General features: G+C 69.2%; 19 protein-coding genes. 10 read left to right on the top strand and 9 right to left on the bottom strand.

Annotation, left to right across the window (positions count from 1 at the left end; all coding sequences use genetic code 11):
- The first annotated feature begins 8 nt into the window (after positions 1-8).
- A complete protein-coding gene (locus DI276_RS32875; protein WP_112270626.1) occupies positions 9-746 on the top strand; it encodes an alpha/beta fold hydrolase in 738 nt (245 codons plus the stop codon).
- Here DI276_RS32875 and DI276_RS32870 read toward each other — a convergent pair.
- From DI276_RS32870 to DI276_RS32860, 3 genes are read right to left on the bottom strand one after another with little or no spacing between them, the layout of a single operon-like run.
- A complete protein-coding gene (locus DI276_RS32870; protein WP_112270624.1) occupies positions 695-1429 on the bottom strand; it encodes an SDR family NAD(P)-dependent oxidoreductase in 735 nt (244 codons plus the stop codon). The two genes, DI276_RS32875 and DI276_RS32870, sit on opposite strands and share 52 nt — an antisense overlap.
- Positions 1430-1487: 58 nt before the next feature.
- Entirely contained in the window at positions 1488-2180 is a 693-nt protein-coding gene (locus DI276_RS32865) for an SDR family NAD(P)-dependent oxidoreductase (RefSeq protein ID WP_112270622.1), read from the bottom strand.
- 50 nt (positions 2181-2230) lie between these two features.
- Positions 2231-3748: a BTAD domain-containing putative transcriptional regulator gene (locus tag DI276_RS32860; RefSeq protein ID WP_198681050.1), complete on the bottom strand. Its 1518-nt coding sequence runs from the start codon at positions 3746-3748 to the stop codon at positions 2231-2233.
- Positions 3749-3852: 104 nt separating this feature from the next.
- Between DI276_RS32860 and DI276_RS32855 the strand changes: the two genes are divergently transcribed.
- Complete coding sequence (locus tag DI276_RS32855; RefSeq protein ID WP_198681049.1) at positions 3853-4488, top strand: type IV toxin-antitoxin system AbiEi family antitoxin; 636 nt, start codon at positions 3853-3855, stop codon at positions 4486-4488.
- Positions 4481-5242 (top strand): nucleotidyl transferase AbiEii/AbiGii toxin family protein, encoded by a 762-nt coding sequence (locus DI276_RS32850; protein WP_112270609.1) that lies wholly within the window; start codon positions 4481-4483, stop codon positions 5240-5242. Before DI276_RS32855 ends, DI276_RS32850 begins: the two co-directional genes overlap by 8 nt.
- A 3-nt stretch (positions 5243-5245) precedes the next feature.
- On the opposite strand, the gene DI276_RS32845 is transcribed toward DI276_RS32850, so the two are convergent.
- Positions 5246-5560, bottom strand: coding sequence for an Lrp/AsnC family transcriptional regulator (locus DI276_RS32845; protein ID WP_232837075.1), 315 nt, complete (start codon positions 5558-5560; stop codon positions 5246-5248).
- A gap of 124 nt (positions 5561-5684) precedes the next feature.
- Between DI276_RS32845 and DI276_RS32840 the strand changes: the two genes are divergently transcribed.
- The 5 genes from DI276_RS32840 (at position 5685) to DI276_RS50330 (ending at position 9935) form a co-directional block, all read left to right on the top strand.
- The gene (locus DI276_RS32840) at positions 5685-6818 is read left to right on the top strand and encodes a MalY/PatB family protein (protein WP_112270607.1); all 1134 of its coding nucleotides are present in this window, start codon (positions 5685-5687) and stop codon (positions 6816-6818) included.
- A 28-nt stretch (positions 6819-6846) separates the two neighbouring features.
- Positions 6847-7740 carry a DMT family transporter gene (locus tag DI276_RS32835; RefSeq protein ID WP_112270605.1) on the top strand — a complete coding sequence of 298 codons (894 nt, stop codon included), beginning with the start codon at positions 6847-6849 and terminating at the stop codon, positions 7738-7740.
- 10 nt (positions 7741-7750) lie between these two features.
- The gene (locus DI276_RS32830; RefSeq protein WP_112270602.1) at positions 7751-8122 is read left to right on the top strand and encodes a tetratricopeptide repeat protein; all 372 of its coding nucleotides are present in this window, start codon (positions 7751-7753) and stop codon (positions 8120-8122) included.
- 88 nt (positions 8123-8210) lie between these two features.
- Positions 8211-9029 (top strand): lysozyme family protein, encoded by an 819-nt coding sequence (locus DI276_RS32825; RefSeq protein WP_232837074.1) that lies wholly within the window; start codon positions 8211-8213, stop codon positions 9027-9029.
- 480 nt (positions 9030-9509) lie between these two features.
- The gene (locus DI276_RS50330; RefSeq protein ID WP_157985084.1) at positions 9510-9935 is read left to right on the top strand and encodes a hypothetical protein; all 426 of its coding nucleotides are present in this window, start codon (positions 9510-9512) and stop codon (positions 9933-9935) included.
- A gap of 100 nt (positions 9936-10035) precedes the next feature.
- Here the strand turns inward: DI276_RS50330 and DI276_RS32820 are convergent, their stop codons facing one another.
- From DI276_RS32820 to DI276_RS52555, 5 genes are all read right to left on the bottom strand, one after another.
- Positions 10036-13206 carry a S41 family peptidase gene (locus tag DI276_RS32820; RefSeq protein ID WP_112270600.1) on the bottom strand — a complete coding sequence of 1057 codons (3171 nt, stop codon included), beginning with the start codon at positions 13204-13206 and terminating at the stop codon, positions 10036-10038.
- A 194-nt stretch (positions 13207-13400) separates the two neighbouring features.
- The gene (locus tag DI276_RS32815; RefSeq protein ID WP_112270598.1) at positions 13401-14321 is read right to left on the bottom strand and encodes a MazG family protein; all 921 of its coding nucleotides are present in this window, start codon (positions 14319-14321) and stop codon (positions 13401-13403) included.
- Positions 14318-15259 carry a hypothetical protein gene (locus tag DI276_RS32810; protein ID WP_112270596.1) on the bottom strand — a complete coding sequence of 314 codons (942 nt, stop codon included), beginning with the start codon at positions 15257-15259 and terminating at the stop codon, positions 14318-14320. Before DI276_RS32810 ends, DI276_RS32815 begins: the two co-directional genes overlap by 4 nt.
- Positions 15260-15273: 14 nt before the next feature.
- The gene (gene mfd / locus DI276_RS32805; RefSeq protein ID WP_198681048.1) at positions 15274-18828 is read right to left on the bottom strand and encodes a transcription-repair coupling factor; all 3555 of its coding nucleotides are present in this window, start codon (positions 18826-18828) and stop codon (positions 15274-15276) included.
- Between the two features lie 105 nt (positions 18829-18933).
- A complete protein-coding gene (locus DI276_RS52555) occupies positions 18934-19164 on the bottom strand; it encodes a hypothetical protein (protein WP_232837073.1) in 231 nt (76 codons plus the stop codon).
- Positions 19165-19171: 7 nt separating this feature from the next.
- Here DI276_RS52555 and DI276_RS32795 point away from each other — a divergent pair, with 7 nt between their 5' ends.
- Positions 19172-19546, top strand: a complete 375-nt coding sequence (locus tag DI276_RS32795) for a DUF4291 family protein (protein WP_232837072.1) — start codon at positions 19172-19174, stop codon at positions 19544-19546.
- A gap of 7 nt (positions 19547-19553) precedes the next feature.
- Positions 19554-20660 carry a PQQ-dependent sugar dehydrogenase gene (locus tag DI276_RS32790; protein ID WP_112270590.1) on the top strand — a complete coding sequence of 369 codons (1107 nt, stop codon included), beginning with the start codon at positions 19554-19556 and terminating at the stop codon, positions 20658-20660.
- Positions 20661-20683: the final 23 nt, after the last annotated feature.

Below are 20683 nucleotides of genomic sequence, written 5' to 3'. Positions count from 1 at the left end.
CTGGTCGCGTGCTTCATGTCGAACGTGGTGGAAACGGGCCGCTGCTGGTGCTGCTGCACGGTCTGGGCGCGACCGGTGAGGTGTGGAACGACGTCGTCAAGGACTGGCATGGCAGCTGGCTCGTGCCGGATCTGCCTGGTCACGGGCGCAGCGAGCCCGTCGAGCGTTACTCGTTCGGCTCGTTCGCCGCGTCCGTCGCGGAGGTCATCCCGCGCGAGCCGGTCACGATCATCGGCCACTCGCTGGGCGGCGTGGTCGGGCTGGCACTGGCGAGCGGGTGGTTCGGCGTGGACGTGACCACGTGCGTCGGCGTCGGGATCAAGGTCCGGTGGACGGACGAGGAGCTGGCCAAAGCTCAAGCCCTCGCCGCGAAGCCGGGCAAGGTCTTCGCCACCGAAGAAGAAGCCGTCGAGCGGGCGTCGAAGATGGCGGGCGTGAAGCTGCGGCACGGTGTGTCCGAAGTGGACGGTGGATGGACGCCGGCGCTGGACATGAAGGCCTTCGGCGTGGGCCGCCCGGACATGCCGGGCCTGATCATGGCCGCGGAGGCCGAGGTCGTGCTGGCGGCGGGCGAGAACGACCCGATGAGCCCTCAGGAGCACCTGAAGGAGCTGGTGCCGGAGCCGGTGATCTTCCCCGGCTGTGGCCACAACGTGCACGTCGAGTCGCCCTCGTCCGTCGCGCAGCTGCTGGCTCAGGTCGCGACGAACCCGCCGTCGGCGGCCAGCACCGCGCCGGTGATGTAGCTGGCGCGGTCGGAGGCCAGGAACAGCACGGCCTCCGCGATCTCCTCCGGCTGACCGGCGCGGGTGAGCGGGGTGGCAGCGCTGATCTCGTGGAACAGGTCGATCTCGGCCACGGCCTCGGTGGCGATCGGGCCGGGTGCCACCGAGTTCACCCGCACGCCCGCCGCGCCGAACTCGATGGCCCACGAGCGGGTCAGCGCGTCCATCGCGGCCTTGGAGGCGTTGTAGACGGAGCCGGCCGGGGTGCCGACCTGGCCGGCGACGGACGAGACGTTGACGATCGCGCCCTTCTTCTTCGCCACCATCGCGGGCACGAGTGCGGCGGTCAGGAAGTAGGTCGCACGGACGTTGACGTCGAACACCTGCTCGTAGTCGTCGAGCGACTGCTCAGGGGTCGGCGACATCGGGAAGATGCCCGCGTTGTTCACGAGCACGTCCACCTCGCCGACTTCCTGGGCCAGCTTGCGGACGTCGTCGAGGTTCGCGACGTCGGCCACGATGAAGTGACCGGTGCCGCCGGCCTGCTCGATGAGCTCGACGGTCTCCTTGCCGAGCTCGGCGCGGCGGCCGGTGACGTAGACGGTGGCGCCCTGCTCGGCCAGCTTCACCGCGATCGCGCGGCCGATTCCCGACGTGGCACCGGTAACGAGTGTCTTCTTGCCTTCAAGCTCTTTGGTTGACATGTCTACGAACGTGCCCGCGTCGGATCATTTCGGCATAAATTCGCGATGAACGACCAGGTCAGGTCGCGATGGCGCCCCCGTCCGCCGTCACGATCGACCCGGTGAGGAAGCTCGACCGCGGCGAGGCCAGGAACAGCACGGCCTCCGCGATCTCCTCCGGGTGCGCGGCGCGGCCGAGCGGGGTCGGCGCGACGATGTGCTCGATGGCGTCGCCGAGATTCTCCTCGACCTTCTCGGTGCGGGTGAGGCCGGGCGCCACGGAGTTGACCCGGATGCCGTGCGCGCCGAACTCCACGGCCCAGCTCAGCGTCAACGAGTCCAGCGCGGCCTTCGACGCGCCGTAGACGGACATGATCGGCGTGCCGGTGCGAGCGGTGACCGACGAGATGTTGACGATGCTGCCGCCGCCCTTCGCGATCATCTTCGGCAGCAGCGCGGCGGTGAGGAAGTACGGCCCGCGCACGTTGACGTCGAAGACCTGCTCGTAGGTCTCGACGTCCTGCTCGAGCGTCGGGCCGAACGGGAAGATGCCCGCGTTGTTGACCAGCACGTCGACCTCGCCGACTTCCTCGGCGAGCCTGCGCACGTCGTCGAGGTCGGCCAGGTCGGCGACGACGTGCTGCGTGCCGGCGAGACCGCGCCGCCCCGTGGTGATGACGGTCGCGCCCGCCGCGGTCATCTTCTCCGCCACCGCGCGGCCGATGCCGGACGTCGCGCCGGTGACCAGTGCTCGTTGTCCCTGAAGTTCCATGGCGTTGACGGTTCCGCCACGTCGTCATCAGGCCGTGAACGCGAAATGAATCAGCTGGTCAGCACAGGTGTGCGCCAGCCGAAGTAGCTCCGCACGAACCGCGGCAGCCGGTACCGGCCGAGCACCAGCGGTTCGATCAGGTGCACGTCGGCGAGCGACTCCAGCAAGACCTCGATCGCACCGACCGGAAGGCCGGACATCTCCGCCGCCGCGCTCACGTCGATCACCTCGGCGTCCTGCTGGGCGAAGCACAACAGGAGGTGCCGTGCTTCTTCGGCGAGCTGTCCCTCGACCTTCACCATCGGTGCCAGCACGGCCCGGCAGTCGGACGAGTTGGCGCCGTCGCGCTTGGTGTCCCGTTGCATCTGGGCGAGGGCCATCCCGATGGTCCAGTGCGGGCGGGCGGAGAGCTTGCCGCCGACCACCCGGACGGCGTGCGGCAGGTACGACATGCGGTTGAGGAACTCCTCCGCCTGCTGCGGCTCGGCTGCGATCCTGGCGGGGTCGAGGACCTTGCGGAAGAACTCGTGCGCCTCCTGACCGGTGAGCCCGGCGATCTTCAACCAGGTCACGCCGGGCAGCTCGTTGAGCCGGCGCACACTCGTGACGATCAGCGCGGAGCCGGGCGACGCGAGATCCGCGATCGAGGCCGCGTCCGGCACGTCGTCCACGACGACCAGGAACCGCTTGCCGCGCGCCTTCTCCCGCCACAGCGCGGCTTTGTCACCGGTCGGGTTCTCCACCCCCACCGCGCGCAGCAGGTCGTTCGCGAAGTCCTTGCCGCGCACGAAGATCTGCCCGTCCTTGAAGCGGTGCTTGACGAGGTGCCCGATCCGGGTGGCCAGCGCGGTCTTGCCGCTGCCGTGCATGCCGGTGATGCCGACCGTGCCCGGCAACGTCTGCAGCGCTTGCGCGATCTCCTGCGCACGTCCGGTGAAGTCGGCGAGGTCCGGCGGCAGCTGCTCTGGCCGGCGCGGCAGGTGCAGGTCGCCCCTGAGGATCTGCGCGTGCACCTCGCGCAGCTCTGGCCCCGGTTCGAGGCCGAGCTCCTCGTTCAGCAGGGCACGCGCCTGGTGGAAGTGGTCCAACGCCTCGGCCTGCCTGCCGTCGCGGTAGAGGGCGTGCATGAGCAGCGCGCGCGGCCGTTCGCGGAGGGGGTGGGAGGCGACGTGCTTCTGCAGTTCAAGGGTGTCGAGCTCGCGTTCCAGCCAGTCCTCGCGGGCCTTGAGCCGGTGCGCGGCGAGCCTGACCCGCTGAGCCTCGAAGTAGGCGCCTTGGAGCCCTTCCAAGGGTTCGCCGCGGCAGTCGTCGACGATCTCGGCCCGGACCGTGTAGCCGCCGTCCTTGGACTTCAGGTCCAGCTCCGGCAGGGCTTTGCGGATCTTGTACATGTACGTCCGCAGCGCCATGACCGCGCTCGGCGTCGGGTCGTCCCAGACCATGCCGATCAGCTGGTCGTTGCTCAGCCGGATGCCGTTGTTCAGCAGCAACGCCGCCAGCACCGCGCGCTGCTGGCGCGGCCCCAGTTCGATCTCCTCGTCGTGTCGCCAGGCTCGTACCGGACCCATCAGTGAGAAGCGCAGGCTCATGCAACAGGACAACGCCCGCGTGCATTCCCTGCTTCCCTGAAATGAGTACTATGAACGTAGGCTTCTGGCCTACGGAGGTAATAGTGAAACGCCACGTGACCATCCCGACCGCACTCGCCAGACGAACGAACAAAGTGCTGCGCCCAAGGGACGCGGCCGACGTCTACGCACATCCTCGCGGGGAGTTCGAGCGTCTGCTCGAACAGGCAGTGCTCCGCCGCATCAGCCACGGCTACTACGCGCTCGCTCCTCTCGAACGGTTCGGGGATCCGAGGTGGCGTCCAGACCTCGCCGCAGCGGCACTCGGCGTGGCGCAAGCCGACTACGGGAAGGACGTAGTGGCGCTGATGGGAATCACAGCCGCACGGCGGCACGGCGCCCTGCCGCGCGCCATCGGAACCGCAGTCGTGGCCGTGCCCAAGCAACGGCCACCGCTGCGCACCGACCTCGGCGAGATCGTTTTCGTCAAGCGCGACGTGCGACGGCTGGACCTCGAGCGAGCGGACACCGAGCTCACCACGGGTTGGATGACCACCGCTGAGCAAACTGCGCTCGACATCGCCGCACGGCCCGAGCTCGGCGGCCTCACCGAAGCTGAAATCCGGCCGGTCGTCCGAGCACTCGCCCGCAAGATCGATTGGGCTCTCGTGGAAGAACTCGCAAAGGATCAACGCAGGCCCGGTGCGTTGGCTCGGGTGAAGGAGGCGGCAGGTGCTTGAGCACGACGAGCTCGTTGCCGTCGCTGATCTGTTCGGGGTCGCCGAGGAGCAGGTTCGGAGGGATCACCTGATCAGTCACGTGCTCGCGAGCCTGCCCCGGACAGCGCCCGACGTTCTCTTCGTCGGTGGCACCGCCCTGGCCAGAACGCACCTGGCGAACCCAGCGGCAGGCGGGAGATTGTCAGAGGACATCGACCTGTGGACGCCTGACCGTGCTGCGGTCGCCACTGCGCTCGACGAACGGCTGCCACGGCAGCTGCGCAGGGAGTTCCCTGGAACGAGCTGGGATCCTCCACTGAGGTCGACGAGATCGGCGATCGAGCCCGGGCTGCTCGTCACAACCGCGGATCTTCGCGTGCGCGTCCAACTGCTCGATCACGACGAGTGGGCAAGATGGCCGTGGGAGACGGCGCGGATCGAGACCCGGTACAGCGACATCACGTCGGAAGTCGAGCTCAAAGTCCCAACGCTGCCGGCGTTCGCAGCGATGAAGACTCTCGCTTGGGCGGACCGCCACGCTGCTCGGGACCTGTACGACCTCGCGCGCCTCGCCGAGTTGGGCGCCTTGACGCAAGAGGCAGCCGAACTGGTGCGCGACGCGACAGGTGTCTCAGTGCAGAAGTACGAGTTCGCCTCGCTGCCCGTCAAACTGGAGTGGCAGTCGCAGCTCGCGCACCAGACCCGCGACCTTCCCACCCCCGAGTGGTGCCTCGAACTGGTGCGAGACGCGTACGGCGAGGCGCTCGGCTGGTAGCTCTCACAGCTGCGCCGGCAACGGCCGCGGCTCGATCACCTGCTTCATCACGATCGTCGACGTCAACCCGCGCACCCCAGGCAGTTTCGCCAGCGTGTCCTCGTACAACCGCCGGTACGACGCGAGATCCGCGGTGACTACCCGCAGCAGGTAGTCGGGGCTGCCGAACAACCGCTGCGCCTCCACGATGTTCGGCGCCTCCACCAGGGCCTGGTCGAAGTCGTCCATGGACTCGATCCGCAGCTTGGCGAACACCAGGGCCTCGAAGCCGAACCCGATCGCGGTGGCGTCCACCACGGCGCGGTAGCCGCGGATCACGCAAGCGGCGCTGGCAGCAGGAGACGCTCAGCTGCGCGCGGTCGGCCAGCTCGGTGATCATCAGGCGGCCGTCCGCCTGCACTTCAGCAAGAATTTTGCGGACGAGGAAGCCTAGGTTTGCCCTATGAACCCGTTACGTCAGCTCACCCTGGACCAGCTCAGGCAGCGCACGAGCATGAAGTGGCGGTACTACCCCGAGGACGTGCTGCCGGTGTGGGTCGCCGAGATGGACGTCCTGCTGGCCGAGCCGGTCGCGCGGGCCATCACCGACGCGGTCGCGCGCGGCGACACCGGATATCCCGCGGGCACGGGCTATGCCGAGGCGCTCCAGGCGTTCGCGAAGCAGCGGTGGGACTGGGAGCTCGCAGTGGAGCGCACGGCGATCGTGCCGGACGTGATGCTCGGCGTCGTCGAGATGTTCCGGCTGGTCTCGCACCGGGACGCGCCCGTCGTCGTCAACTGCCCGGTGTACCCGCCCTTCTACCACTTCGTCGGGTCGATGGGACGGCGCGTGGTCGAGGCGCCGCTCGGCGACGACCACCGGATCGACTTCGACAACCTCGAAAGGGCGTTCGTGCAAGCCGGCCGGGGATCGGTCTACCTGCTGTGCAGCCCGCACAACCCGACCGGCACCGTCCACACCGAAGCCGAACTGGAGCAAGTGGCGCAGGTGGCGCGCGAGCACGGCGTCCGGGTGGTCGCGGATGAGATCCACGCGCCGATCACGGCCACGAAGTTCGTGCCGTACCTGAGCGTTGCGGGCGACGGGCTGTCGTTGATGTCGGCGTCCAAAGCCTGGAACCTCGCCGGGCTCAAGGCCGCGCTCGCGATCGCCGGGCCGGACGCCGCCGAGGACCTGAAGCGGCTGCCGGAGGAGGTGAGCCACGGGCCCAGCCACGTCGGCATCCTCGCGCACACGGCGGCGCTGCGAGACGGCGGCGACTGGCTCGACGCCCTGCTCGCCGGGCTCGACGAGAACCGGCGCCTGCTCCAGGACCTGCTGGCCGCCGAACTGCCCGGTGTCCGGTACCGGCCGGGACAGGGCACGTACCTCGCCTGGCTGGACTGCCGCGAGCTCGGGCTCGGCGACGATCCGAGCGAGGTCTTCCTGCAGCAGGGCCGGGTCGCGCTCAACTCCGGGATCCCGTTCGGCACCGGCGGCAAGGGGTTCGTGCGGATGAACCTCGCGACCTCGCCGGAGATCATCACGGAGGCGGTCACGCGGATGGCCACAGCGTGGAACAAAACCTCGTCCTGAGTCGGACCTGCTGGTAGTTCTGGAGCCCGTGCGGATCAAACCCGGCTTCGCGGCTGGCACGGTGCTGGTCTGGGCCTCCGGCTACCCGGTGGGGGCGCTCGCCGTGGCCGTGGCTCCGCCGTTCCTGATGACCACCATCCGCTTCACGCTGGCGGCCGTGCTCATGGCCCTGGTCGCCCTCACCACGAGCGCGCGCTGGCCGCGTGGATGGCCGCTGATCCACACCTGCGTGGCGGGACTGCTCGTGCAGGCCTGCCAGTTCTCCGGCGTCTACCTCGGCCTGAGGATGGGTGTGCCGGCGTCAGTCACCGCGTTGATCATCTCGTGCACGCCGGTGCTGACGGCCGTGGTCGCGGCCCAGATCTTCCACGTCCGAATTGGACTCAGGCAGATCACCGGCCTGATGCTCGGGATCGCCGCCGTCCTGACCGCGCTGTGGAACCGGCTGGGGTCGTTCGGGTCCGGTGCCGTCTTCACCGTGCTGGGCATGCTCGGCTTCGTCGCGGGCGGCGTCTACCAGCAGAAGTTCTGCCGCGACACGGACTTCCGCAGCGGCAACGCCGTCCAACACGCGGTCTCGGTGCCGGTGGTGGGCCTGCTCGCCCTGACCGAGCACGCCGGGGTGACGGACTGGCGGCAGTTCTGGCTGACGCTCACCTTCCTGGTGCTGGTGAACTCGATGGGCGGCGCGTCGCTGTTCCTGGTCGGCGTCCGCACCGGGGGCGCCGCGGCGATGACGACGCTGTCCTCTGTGGTTCCGTCGGTGACGGCGTTGATCGCGTGGCCGCTGCTGGGACAGGTGCCGACGGCCGGTGTCGTGGCCGGACTGGTGCTGGGATTCGGCGCGTGCTGGCTCGGCACCTCCACCCCATCGAGTTCTGTCGCCCGGACGGCAGTCGAAGAACCGGCCGGCGGTAGGTAACGTTGATCGAATGACGGACAGCACCTTCGAGGCGTTCCGGAAGGCGGAGGCGTTGCTCGCGCAGCGTCGGCCTCTCGACGCGCTCCGTGAACTGCAGCAGGTGCTGGACGAGGCCGGCGAGGCGCCGTCGGTGCAACTGCTGGCCGGCCGGGCATACCTCGGGTCCGCGCAGCTCAACCGGGCCGAGGAAGCGTTCCGCAAGGTCCTCGACCTCGACCCGAGCGACCACTACGCCCGGTTCGCGCTGGGCAAGACCCTGCAACGGCTGGGCCGCCTCCCCGAGGCGCTGGCCCAGCTGCGGATGGCGGTGGCGATGAACCCGTCACCGGAGTACCAGGAAGCGCTCGGCGAGGTCAAAGCCCGCCTGGCCTTGGGAAATTGACCATCTTTCCGTCCTCAGTGGACAGAGCGCAGCATCCGCGCGGCAAGCAGCCCCCCGCGACCGTCCCGAAGCACGTAGCCTGGATCGCGTGGTCCCGCCGCCCGTGAAAGGCCCAGCCCGCCGCCCCAACTACGGCAACATCATCGGCCGCATCGTCCTGGTGCTGCTGTTGATCGTCGTGGTGGCCGCGGCAGCCTGGGGCCTGGGCGCCCTGAACCGCAAAGACGCCGCCCCGCTGGGCCCGCCCCCGTTCCTGGTCCCGATCCAGGACGTCGAACCAGGCGCCGCACCCCCTGGCAGCGCCGCCGCCCCGGGCAACGACACAGCCGCAGCGAACCCGCTGGCCGACTGGATCACCCGAGTGGCGTCGAAGACCGACATCCCCCAACGAGCACTGCACGCCTACGCCTCAGCCGACGTGATCATGCAGCGCGAGGCCCCGGCCTGCCGCATCTCCTGGGCAACCCTGGCAGGCATCGGCCGAGTCGAGTCCCGCCACGGCAACATCAACGGCTCCCGTCTGCAGGAGAACGGCCTCCCCTCCCGCCCGATCATCGGCGTCCCGCTGAACGGCTCCCCCGGCGTCAAAGCAATCCGCGACACCGACGGCGGCCGCCTGGACGGCGACACGACCTGGGACCGGGCAGTGGGCCCGATGCAGTTCATCCCCGGCACGTGGAACCGCTGGGCCAAGCGCGCGGTAGGCGACGGCCTCCCCGCAGACCCGCAGAACATCGACGACGCCGCCCTGACGGCAGCGCGCTACCTCTGCGGAGGCGGAGCCCGGGACCTGGGCACGGGCCAGGGCTGGTGGTCCGCCGTGATGACCTACAACAACTCGGTGGAGTACGGCCAGAACGTGTTCAGCGGGGCCGACGCCTACGCACGGGCAAGCGCAACCCAGTAACGCAGAAACGGGGCAGCGGAAGAACCGCTGCCCCGCAGGCCGGGTGACCCTGGGGGACGCGGGCCGGTCAGTCGAGACAAACCGGCACAGGGGCAACACCCAACCCCGCACTGCACAACACAATCTGTGCGTTCTCGAGCCTGAAGGAAGTTGGGGCCCGGCGGAATGAGCCCCAACCCCCTCTCTCAGACCCCTGCCAAGGGCGCGGAGGACGTGGACGATTCCTCAGCAGGGGAAGGCAGTGGCAACTCCAAGCCGACGCCGACCGAAACCTCGGCAGGAGGTTCCTCAGGCGCACCAGGCTCTTCCGGAACCGAAGGCACCGGTTCCCCACGCTCACAAGGAGGCTCGGTAGGCGTAGTAGGCACAACCGGCGGAACCGGCTCCTCAGACCGAGGCGTGGAAGGCGTGGTGGTAACCGGGTCAGCAGGCCCAGAAGAAGGCGTCTCCAACACCGGAGGCGCAGGCACGACAGAAGAAGTGGACGACACCACCGGCGAAGAAGTGTCCGAAGAGGACGGCAAGGTCTCGGTCGACTCTTCCTCCTCGGGCCCCGCCGGCGGCTCATTTCGCCCGGTAGCAGCAGACTTGGCCCCGGTAGCTCGAACGGTCTCGGTGACAGTGGACACCGCAACCCGAGTCTGCGTCGCCATCCGAGCCGCCCGAACCTCCCGCGCCGCTCCCTCCACCACAACGGTCTCGGTGACGGTGGACAGCGAAGTCCCGGTCTCGAACGGCTCGGTCCACCACTGCGATGTGGGCCGCGCGGGCGGCGGCGCGGCCAGTGGCGCCTCATCGGGTGACCCGGTGAGCGCGATCAGCGCGAACATGCCGCCCAGTGCCAGAAACGGCACGACGACCACGGCTCCGAAGCATCCGCGACCGCTGCGCGGCTCTTCACGGTGACTCATCTGGGACACACCCCCGAACGGTGACGACTGTTCCACTTGGTTGATCGTCCACATGGAACAGTGCGTCACAGTTCTTTAGTCACACGATGGGGTGTTCAAGCCAGTGGTGGCAACTCCGGAGCGTGAGCGGCTGGCGAAGATGAAAGGCTTTCCAGGGCCAACGAAACGGCCTTCTCCAGCTGTGGGTCGCGCCCGGAAACGCGGTCCGACGGCGTCATGACCACCTCGATGTCCGGGTCGACACCGTAGTTCTCCACGGCCCAGCCGTGGCCCTTGAACCAGGATGCGTACCTCGGTTGGGTGACCATGGTGCCGTCGACGAGCGTGTAGAGCATGTCGATGCCGATGACGCCGCCCCACGTCCGGACGCCGACGACCGGGCCGATGCCCAGTTCCTTGATGGCCACGTTGACGATGTCGCCGTCGGAACCGGCGAACTCGTCGGCCACCGCGACGACCGGGCCGCGGGGCGCGTCCTGCGGGTACGACTCGGACGCCGTGTAGCCGCGCGCCACCGACCAGCCGATGACCTTCCGGCCCAGCTTCTCGATCACCAGCTGGGAGGTGTGGCCGCCGCCGTTCTCGCGGACGTCCAGGACGAGCGCCTCGCGGGCCAGCTCCACCCGCAGGTCGCGGTGCAGCTGCGCCCAGCCGGCGCCCATCATGTCCGGCACGTGCAGGTAGCCCACGCGGCCACCGGACCGTGCGTGCGTGAACGCGCGACGGTTGGCCACCCAGTCGTGGTAGCGCAGCGGCTCCTCATCGGCCAGAGGCACGACCACGACTCGTCGCAGCTCGCCACCACCACCCGGCCGCACGGTGAGCTCCACGGGCTTGCCGGCCGTCCCCACCAACAACGCACCGGGACCGGCCAGACCGACCGGACGACCGTCGATGGCCACAAGAGCGTCGCCAGCGCGCACGGCCACGCCAGGAGCAGCCAGCGGCGAACGGGCGTGCGGGTCGGACGTCTCGCCGGGGATCACGCGCGAGACCACCCACGAGCCGTCGACCAGCGCGAAGTCGGCCCCGAGCAGCCCCTGGCGACGGGACGCGGGCACGCGCGACGCCTCGCCCCAGACGTACGCGTGGGACGTGCCGAGCTCGCCCTGCACCTCCCACAGCAGGTCCACCAGGTCGTCGTGGCTGCCCACCTCGGCCACCAGCGGCCGGTAGCGGTCCAGCTCGCCCTGCCAGTCGACGCCGCCCATGTCGGTGCGCCAGAAGTGGTCACGCATGAGCCGGCCGTTCTCGGCGTACATCTGCGCCCACTCGGCGGCCGGGTCGATCACCACCCGCACCCGCGACAGGTCGATCTCGATGCAGTCGGCCGAGTCGTCGTCGACCTTGCTGTCGGACGGCACGACCCGCAGGTCGCCGCGGTCCTCGATGACCATCCGCTTGCCGTCGCCGGAGATCGCAAACGCTTCCGCGCTGTCCGCCAGCACTTCGGTCTTGAGCTTGCCGAAGTCGAACCGCTCCAGCACCGTGCGCGGCGGCCGGGATTCCGGCGACGCCAGGTTGTCGCCGAGCACCCCGAGCAACGGCCGGCGCAACCACAACAACCCGCCCCGCGCAGCCTTCAGGCCGGCGTAGTCGGCGGCCGCGACGGGCAGCGTCACGACGCGATCAGCGAGGCCCTCGACATCGACCCGAGTGACCGAGGTCTTCTCGTCCTCGTCGTCGGAGTCCTTGTCCTCGTCGCCGACCGGACGTCCACCGTGCATCGGCGCGAACGGCGACGGCGTGGTGGCCGCCAACGGCACGAGGTGCGGCCGACAGCCCGTGGGGAACGACAGGTCGAACACGTGCGCGTCGTACACCGGGTCGAACGTGCGGATCGACAGGAACGCCAGGTACTTGCCGTCCTCGGTGAACGAGGGCGAGAAGTCGGCGAAGCGCAGCGGCGTCACGTCCACAACGGACAGATCAGACGTGTTCACCATCTTGATGTGCCGCAACGGGTTCGGACCGGGATGCGACCACGCCAGCCACGAGGAGTCAGGCGAGAACGCGAGGTGCGTGACGTGTGCGTTGGCACCGCGGACGACCTCGCGCACCTCGCCGGAAGCGATGTCCACCAACAACAACCGGCCGTCGTGCGTCGCAACGGCCACGCGCGAGCCATCAGGCGCGGCGGCCAACGACATGACCCGGCCAAGCTGCCCAGAAGCAACCCGACGCGCGGTGTTGCCGGGCTCGACGCCACCGACGGGCGCGATCTCCAGCGCTTCCTCGCCTTCGACGTCGGTCACCCACACGACGTGATCGGTCTCGCCGAGCACCTTCGGCAGCCGCGCACGGACGTCCGAGCGGTCGGCCAACGCGCGCACGGGGCCGTCGCGATGCGTCACCCAGTGCACGGAACCACGGACCTCAACGGCAGAAGCGCGGCCCGTGTGGTCGACGCTGAACGACTCGACGTTGCCGGAAGCCTTGACGTGGTGCGGTTGCCGGCCCGTGCGCGGCCCGCCGAGCTTGATGTCGAGCTTGCGCAGGTCCGACAAGCCGTCCAGCAGCCACAGCTCGCCGGCCTGGTGGAAGATCACCCGCGAGCCGTCGCTGGAAGCGTTGCGCGCGTAGAACTCCCCCGCCGTGTGCCGGCGCAGGTCGGTACCGTCCGGCAGCACCGAGTACACGCTGCCGACGCCCTCGTGGTCGGACAGGAACGCGATGCGCCCGTCGACCCACATCGGGTTCGTCAGCGACGACTTCAGATCGCCGAGGATCCGGCTGAACTCGCCGTCACCCGCGAGATCGACCCACAGCTTGCCCGCCGTGCCGCCGCGATAACGCTTCCAGCTGGCGGGTTCCTGCATGTAGCTCGACGACGTGACGACCTGCCCGTCCGGACCGAACGAGACGTCGTTGACCCACCCGAACGGCAGCACTTCGGACGGTCCGCCGTCCAGCGGAACGGCGTGCGCCTGCTTGCGGTTCCGGGACATCTGGCCGGTGGTCGACACGGCGAGCACTCGCCCGTCCGGAGTCCACCCGGACACGGCCGTGCGGGCCACCCCCCAGTGCGTCAACCGGCGTGCGGGGCCACCGTCCACAGGCGCCACCCGCACCTCCGGCGCACCGTCGATCCAGCTCGCCCAGGCCAACTGCGTGCCATCAGGGGAGAACCGGGGTGTGCGGGCGGGTACCTGATCGGCGGACGCGCGCCAGGCCCTTCCTCCACCGACGGGCGCGAGCCACACGTCGTCCTCGGCCACGAACGTCACCAAGTCACCGCACAGGTGCGGATACCGCAGGTAAGTCACGAGATCGACGTTAGCCCACGTTCACCGTTTCTAGTGCCGCGACCGCCAACCTTTACCCCGTGTTCCGACGTTCAGACGGGTGCATCGCGGCGCCGGCCCCCGCCCGTCATATCGGGCACAGGGGGGCGGGGGCCGGTGTCGCGAGGTGCCCTGCTGAGCGCCGGAAGACGCGGTGAAGGTTGGCGGTCGCGGCACTATCTGGGCCAAAATCGCCGCCAGTCCTCAGCTGCAAGCGAATCCAGACCTTCGGCCCTGGCCTTCGCCTCGGCCTCGCGCACGTTCGCGGCGAAACGGCGACAGATCTGGCGGAGCTCTGTCTCGGGGTCCTCACCCGCGAGCTTCGACAACGCCGTCACGGCGAACAACGTCGTGCCCGTGTCGTCGCCCTCCGGCAGCAGGTCGACCGGGAACCCCGCGCGTTTGGTGCGCTGCACCAACTTCGCGGCGAGAGCAACCGCCGGCTGACCGAGCGCGACACCGTCCACACTGGACTCGCGCCGCTTCTCGACCTGCTTCAGCTCCTCCCACCGGTGCTGCTGCGACGTGGCGTCGTGCACCGCCGGGTCGTGGCCCTCGAAGACGTGCGGATGACGGCCGACGAGCTTGGCGACCAGATCAGTCGCAACCGCATCGATGTCGAACGGATCTTCGGCGTCCTCGGCCGCGACGCGCGCGTGGAACAGCACCTGGAGCAGGACGTCGCCCAGCTCCTCGCGCATCGCCGCGCGGTCGCCGTCCTCGATCGCCTCCAGCAGCTCGAAGGTCTCTTCGAGCAGGTACTGGCGCAACGACAGGTGGTCCTGTTCGGCGTCCCACGGACAGCCGCCGGGCGAACGCAGCCGGTGCATCACGGCGGCGGCGTCGAGCAGCCCCGCGCCCATCGGCTCGGGCGTCGTGATCACGACCGCGTCCGGGTACGCGGACGGCTCGGTCGTGAGCACCACCGCGCCGTCCTCGACCACAGCAGGGGCGGGCCCGTCAACGCCGAGCGAGGACCAGAACTCCAGCGCAACGCCCTCGCCCGCGTACACGGCCTTGGCCGAGCGCAACGCGGGCAGGGCGGCAGCCGGCAGCACGGCGTCGAGCCGCTCGCTCAGGACGACGACGGTGATCAAGACTTGTTCTTGGTCGCGGTGACGCCGACGTACCCGGCCCGCTCACCGGCGTTGCCCACGACGGTCGCGTCGGTCGGGTCCCACACGCCGTAGCGGGGGTTGACCTCGATCTCCAGGTCCGCGGCGAGGAACTGGGCGATCCGCAGGCCGAACGCGCCGAGCAGGCGCGGGTCGATGCGCTCGGACAGGTCGTCCTCGCCGGGCGTCGGTGAGACCCGGTTGCGCTCCTTGACCAGCGCGACCATCCAGCTGGACTGCTGCTCGTCGGCGGGGAAGGCGACCACGGTGCCGGGCTTCACGCCCCACAGCATGGTGTGCACCAGCGACGGGTTCTCGGTGACGCGGACCCGCTGGTTCGTCGCCGACGCCTGCTGGCCGCCCGTGGTGCGCGGAGCCTCCTGGATGAACCGCGACATCTTCGAGGGGTCGGCCGCGACCTCGGCGGCCTTCTCCTTCGCTTCCTTCGGGTCCTTGCTCTGGAAGAAGTCGATCACGACCTCGAGCGTGGAGAGGTTGCGCTTCGCCAGCTCACCCATCACCAGCACGTCGCGCTGACGGCGGTAGATCGTGGTGGCGTCCTGTTCGCTCTGCTTCGCGGCGGCCTCGGGGCCACCCTTCTCCTGGACCGCGTCGTACACCTTGGTCTCGTCGACCGTGATGTTCTCGCGCTGCGCCGCGTAGTCGGCGATCTTGTGGGTGATCTCGTCGGCCAGCACCAGGCGCGAGACCTGGTCCAGCTTGCCCTGGTCCTGCATCTGCTGGGCCGCGGGCTCCTTCTTGAGCACCTTCACGGTCCGGTCCTGGACGGTCCCCAGACCGATCGACTGACCACCGACGATCGCGGCCGAACTGGCCTTCGAGGGCCCGGCGCCACAACCGGTGGCGAGCAGCGCCACGGCAACACCGACCAGCGAGAAACGCTTCAGAACAGTGCTCACGAGGATCTACCCTCTCACGCCGTGGTGACCGGGGTCACGGGAGTCCCCGCCAGTGAGTCGAGGAACGCACCGCACCAGTCCAGCAGCTCCTGGTCGCGCAGCTGAGGTGCACCCATCCGGCCGCCTGCCGCTCCTTCGGTCGGCCTAGGCACCGTGACCGTGCCCATGGCCTGCTTGTACACGGCCTTCGGGAACAGCCGGCGCATCCTGACCAGCTGCGAGTCGAGCAGCTCCAGCTTCGCGAACCGCACGTTCTGGCCCATGGCGATCACCTCGGTGACGCCGTGGCGGCGGCAGGTGTGCCGCAACCTCGCCACGCTCAGCAGGCGCTCGACCGGTTCCGGCGGCGTGCCGTAGCGGTCCTTGAGCTCGTCCCACACGGCCTGCAGCGCGGCTTCGTCGGAGGCGGCCGCGATCTTGCGGTAGGCCTCCAGCCGGAGCCGTTCGCCCGGCACGTACTCGTGCGGGATGTGCGCGTCGACCGGAAGATCCACACGAACCTCGGCGAGCTCCTCCTCGACCTCGCCCCCGTCGGCGCCCGCGTGCTTGCGGAACGCCTCGACGGCCTCGCCGACGAGCCGCACGTAGAGGTCGAAGCCGACGCCCGCGATGTGGCCGGACTGCTCGGCGCCGAGGATGTTGCCGGCGCCGCGGATCTCCAGGTCCTTCATCGCGACGGCCATACCCGCGCCCAGCTCGGTGTTCTGCGCGATCGTGGCGAGCCGGTCGTGCGCGGTCTCGGTCAGCGGCGACTCCTGCGGGTACAGGAAGTACGCGTAGCCGCGCTCACGACCACGGCCGACGCGGCCGCGCAGCTGGTGCAGCTGGGCCAGGCCGAGCAGGTCGCCGCGTTCGACGATCAACGTGTTGGCGTTGGAGATGTCGAGGCCCGTCTCGACGATCGTGGTGCAGACGAGGACGTCGTACTCACGCTCCCAGAAGCCCTGGATGAGATGTTCGAGCTTGTCCTCGTTCATCTGGCCGTGCCCGGTGACCACGCGGGCCTCCGGCACCAGCTCGCGGATGCGCTTCGCGGCCTTCTCGATCGTCGAGACCCTGTTGTGCACGTAGAAGACCTGGCCGTCACGCATCAGCTCGCGCCGGATCGCGGCACCGACCTGCTTGTCGTCGTACGCGCCGACGTAGGTGAGGATCGGGTGCCGTTCCTCCGGCGGGGTCAGGATCGTCGACATCTCGCGGATGCCCGCAAGCGACATCTCCAGCGTGCGCGGGATCGGCGTCGCAGACATCGTCAGCACGTCGACGTGGGTCCTGAGCGCCTTGATGTGCTCCTTGTGCTCGACACCGAACCGCTGCTCCTCGTCGACGATCACGAGGCCGAGGTCCTTGTACCGCACGGTCTTCTGCAGCAACCGGTGCGTGCCGATCACGATGTCGACCTCGCCGTCCGCGAGGCCGTGGATCACCTGCTCCGACTCGGCGGGGTCGGTGAACCGGCTGAGTCCCTTGACGTTCACCGGGAACTGCCGCATGCGCTCGGAGAACGTGTTCAGGTGCTGCTGGGCGAGCAGCGTCGTCGGCACCAGCACCGCGACCTGCTTGCCGTCCTGCACGGCCTTGAACGCCGCGCGGACCGCGATCTCCGTCTTGCCGTAGCCGACGTCACCGCAGATGACGCGGTCCATCGGCACGCTGCGTTCCATGTCGGCCTTGACCTCGTCGATCGCGGCCATCTGGTCCTGCGTCTCGGTGAACGCGAACGCGTCCTCCAGCTCGCGCTGCCAGGGCGTGTCGCTCGCGAACGCGTGGCCGGGGGCCGACTGCCGGGCAGCGTAGAGCTGCACGAGCTCGGCCGCGATCTGCTTGACCGCCTTGCGCGCCTTGGACTTCGTGTTCTTCCAGTCGCTGCCGCCGAGCTTGTTCAGCGTGGGCAGCTCACCGCCGACGTACCGGCTGACCTCGTCGAGCTGGTCCGTCGGGACGAACAACCGGTCGCCGGGCTGCCCGCGTTTGCTGCTCGCGTACTCCAGGACCAGGTACTCGCGGGTGGCGCCGGCGACGGTGCGCTGGACCATCTCCACGTACTTGCCGATGCCGTGCTGCTCGTGCACCACGAAGTCGCCCGCCTTGAGCGCCAACGGGTCCACCGCGTTGCGCCGCCGCGACGGCAGCTTGCGCATGTCCTTTGTGGACGTGCCACCGCGACCGCCGGTCAGGTCGGTCTCGGTCAGCACGACCAGCGCGAGGTCCGGCAGCACGAAGCCGTCCTCGATCGCACCGCGAACGACCGTGACGGTGCCTGCTTTCGGTGCCTCGTCGAGGGATTCCACGCAGACCGCGGAGACCTCGGCCTCGTTCATCCGTTCCACGGCGCGCTGCGCGGTACCGGCGCCGGGAACGACCAGCACGGCCGCACCACCCGTCGCCGTGTGCGCCTTGAGGTCGGCGAACGCCCGGTCGACGTCGCCCTGGTAGGCCTCGACCGCCTTGACGTCGAGGTGCACCACGTCCGGCGCGTCGGTGGTGAGCTGGCTGAGCGTCCACCACGGACGGTCGTTCGCCTTCGCGTTGTCCGCGATCTCGCTGATGCTCTGGTAGGCGCTGCGGCCGAGGTCGATCGGCGCCTTGCCACCCGCCGCCGCGGCCATCCAGGACGCTTCGAGGAACTCCTGGCCGGTGCGGACCAGGTCGGCCGCGCGGGCCCGGATCTTCTCCGGGTCGTTGAGCAGGACGTGCGTGCCTTCGGGAACGACTTCGGTGAGCAGCTGGAGCTCGCCCGGGCACAGCGCGGGGATGAGCGCCTCCATGCCCTCGACCGCGATGCCCCCGGAGATCTTCTCCAGCATCTCGGCGAGGTGAGCGTCCGACCGGTGCTCCTCGGCGAGATCCTGGGCGCGCTGCTTGACGTCCTCGGTCAGCAACAGCTCGCGGCACGGCGGCGCCACGAACTCGTCGATCTGGTCGGGCAGTGAACGCTGGTCCTGCACGGAGAACGGCCGGATCTCGCTGACCTCGTCGCCCCAGAACTCGACCCGGAACGGGTGCTCTGCGGTCGGCGGGAAGATGTCGAGGATGCCGCCGCGCGTCGCGTACTCGCCGCGCTTCTCGACCATGTCGACGCGGGTGTAGGCGTTCTCGGCGAGGCTCGTGATCAGCTCGGCGAAGTCCTGCTCTTCACCAGTTTTGAGGTGGACCGGCTTGAGGTCGCCCAGACCCGGCGCCATCGGCTGGATGAGGCTGCGCACCGTCGTGACGAGCACCCGGATCGGGTTGCCCTCGGGGTGCTTGAGCCTGCGCAGGACCTGCAGCCGCGCACCCACCGTGTCCGCGCGGGGCGACAGGCGTTCGTGCGGCAACGTCTCCCAACTGGGGAAGAACGCGACCTTGCCGGGCCCGATGAGGTCCTTGAGGACGTTGGTCAGCTCTTCGGCTTCCCGCCCGGTCGCCGTGACGGCGAGGACGGGTTTCGCGGTGGACAGCGCCGCGGCGACGAGCGGGCGGGCGGCCAGCGGACCGTCCAGCTCCAGCTCGGGGACACCGGCGGAGTCGACCAACGTGCGGAGGGCTTTGTCGTGCAGCACGCAGGAGAGCAGGCCGAGCAGCGGCATGTGAGAAACCCCGGTCGAGTGGGAGACGCCAGACAGACCCCTGCCTGGGACGAGGGGTCTCACTCCCCACCATAGCTCGTTCGGCGAACCCTTATAGGGTGACCGCTAACGGTCGCGCTGAGCAGCCGCGCGCGCCGCTTCCCTCTTGCGCTGGACGTACCCGGCGGGGTCGGCGTCGTAGTTGCGGCAGTCGTCCTGCCAGGTCGCGAGGGCCTGCCGGAGGTCGCCCAACGAGTGCACGTACGCCGCGGAACCCCCGTGCCGCACCGTCGTGCGCTCCACGTCGGTCCACACGAGGTCGAAACCGTGCACTCGCTGCAACGCGGAAAAAACCATCAGGTCGTTGATCTGCGGGTGCGGGTACGCCCGGAAAGAAGACCAGGAGCACGTGCTCGCCGTGCGGATCACCCGCGAGGGGTTCGACTGGGCGGTCGCGCACGCCGTCGAGAGCAACATCAAGGGCAAACCCGCCGTGCGCGTGCAGTGGGATCCGGAACGCGGCATGAACCACGAAGCCCTGCCGCACAGGTCGATCCAGATCGGCCTGACGCGGGAAGCCGTCGACATGTACGTCAACGAGTGGACGGTCAGCATCACCGACGTCACGCCGTTGGCCAGGCAGATCCACGAGAAGGTGCGCGCACGAGATCTGGATGCAGCGCGCGCACTGCTGCCCGTTGAGCGGCCTTACGGAACCTCCACGGCACCAAACGCATAGTTAGGACATGCGCGCACTCGTTGCTGTGTCGGTGCTGATGGTCGCGGCCTGCTCCAGTCCGGAACCGGGCGGCACCGCGCCGTCGAAGGCACCGGCGCCGCAGGGCCTGAAGGTCGAGGAGATCGCCACTGGCCTGGAGCACGCCTGGGACATCGGGTTCCTCAACGACGGCTCGATGCTCGTCACCGAACGCCCTGGCCGGATCAAGCTCGTCAAGAACGGCCAGGTCACCGAGGTCGACATCGACCTCTCCGACGTGCAGGTGCGCGGCGAGGGCGGGCTGATGGGGCTGGTGATCCACCCCGACGGCCAGCGGTTCACCGCCTGCTACAACACAGTCAGGGACGTGCGGCTGGTGACGTTCCGCCTCGACGGCACCAAGGCGACCAAGACCAAGGACCTGGTCACCGGCATGCCGTCGAACCCGAGCGGCAGGCACTCCGGGTGCCGGCCCACGCTCGGGCCGGACGGGACCATGTTCGTGGCGACGGGTGACATCGCGCAGGGGCGCAACCCGCAGGACAAGACGAGCCTCGGCGGCAAGGTGCTGCGGATCGACCCCGAGACCGGCGAGGGCGCCAAGGACAACCCGTTCGCGAGCAGCAACAACGCCAACGAGCGCCGGGTCTACACCTACGGGCACCGCAACGTGCAGGGCGTGGTGTTCCGGCCGGGCACCGACCAGGCGTTCTCCAGCGAGCACGGGCCGGCCGTCGACGACGAGGTCAACCTGCTCAAGAAGGGCGCCAACTACGGGTGGGACCCGTCCAAGGGCGGCACGCAGGGCGGGTATGACGAGGACGTGCCGATGACCGACCTGGAGCGCTTCCCCGACGCGGTGCCGGCCGTGTGGTCGTCCGGGTCGCCCACCGAGGCGATCTGCCAGGCGGCGTTCTGGAACGGCAAGCTCGCGATCACCGCGCTCAAGGGGTCGAAGCTGCTGCTGTTCACGCTGGACCCGCAGGGCAAGGTGCAGAACGTCAGCATCCCGGCGGAGCTCGACGACAGGTTCGGACGGCTGCGGGCCGCCCGCACCGCGCCGGACGGGTCGCTCTACCTCACGACGTCGAACGGCTCCAACGACAAGCTGCTGCGGCTCACCGGAGGTGCGTGAGGTCGCGCGGGGTGCGTTGCGAC

Origin of the sequence: Lentzea terrae, from assembly GCF_003265345.1 — a bacterium.
Classification (GTDB): Bacteria; Actinomycetota; Actinomycetes; order Mycobacteriales; family Pseudonocardiaceae; genus Lentzea; species Lentzea terrae.
This window is presented reverse-complemented; position numbering and strand designations above follow the sequence as displayed.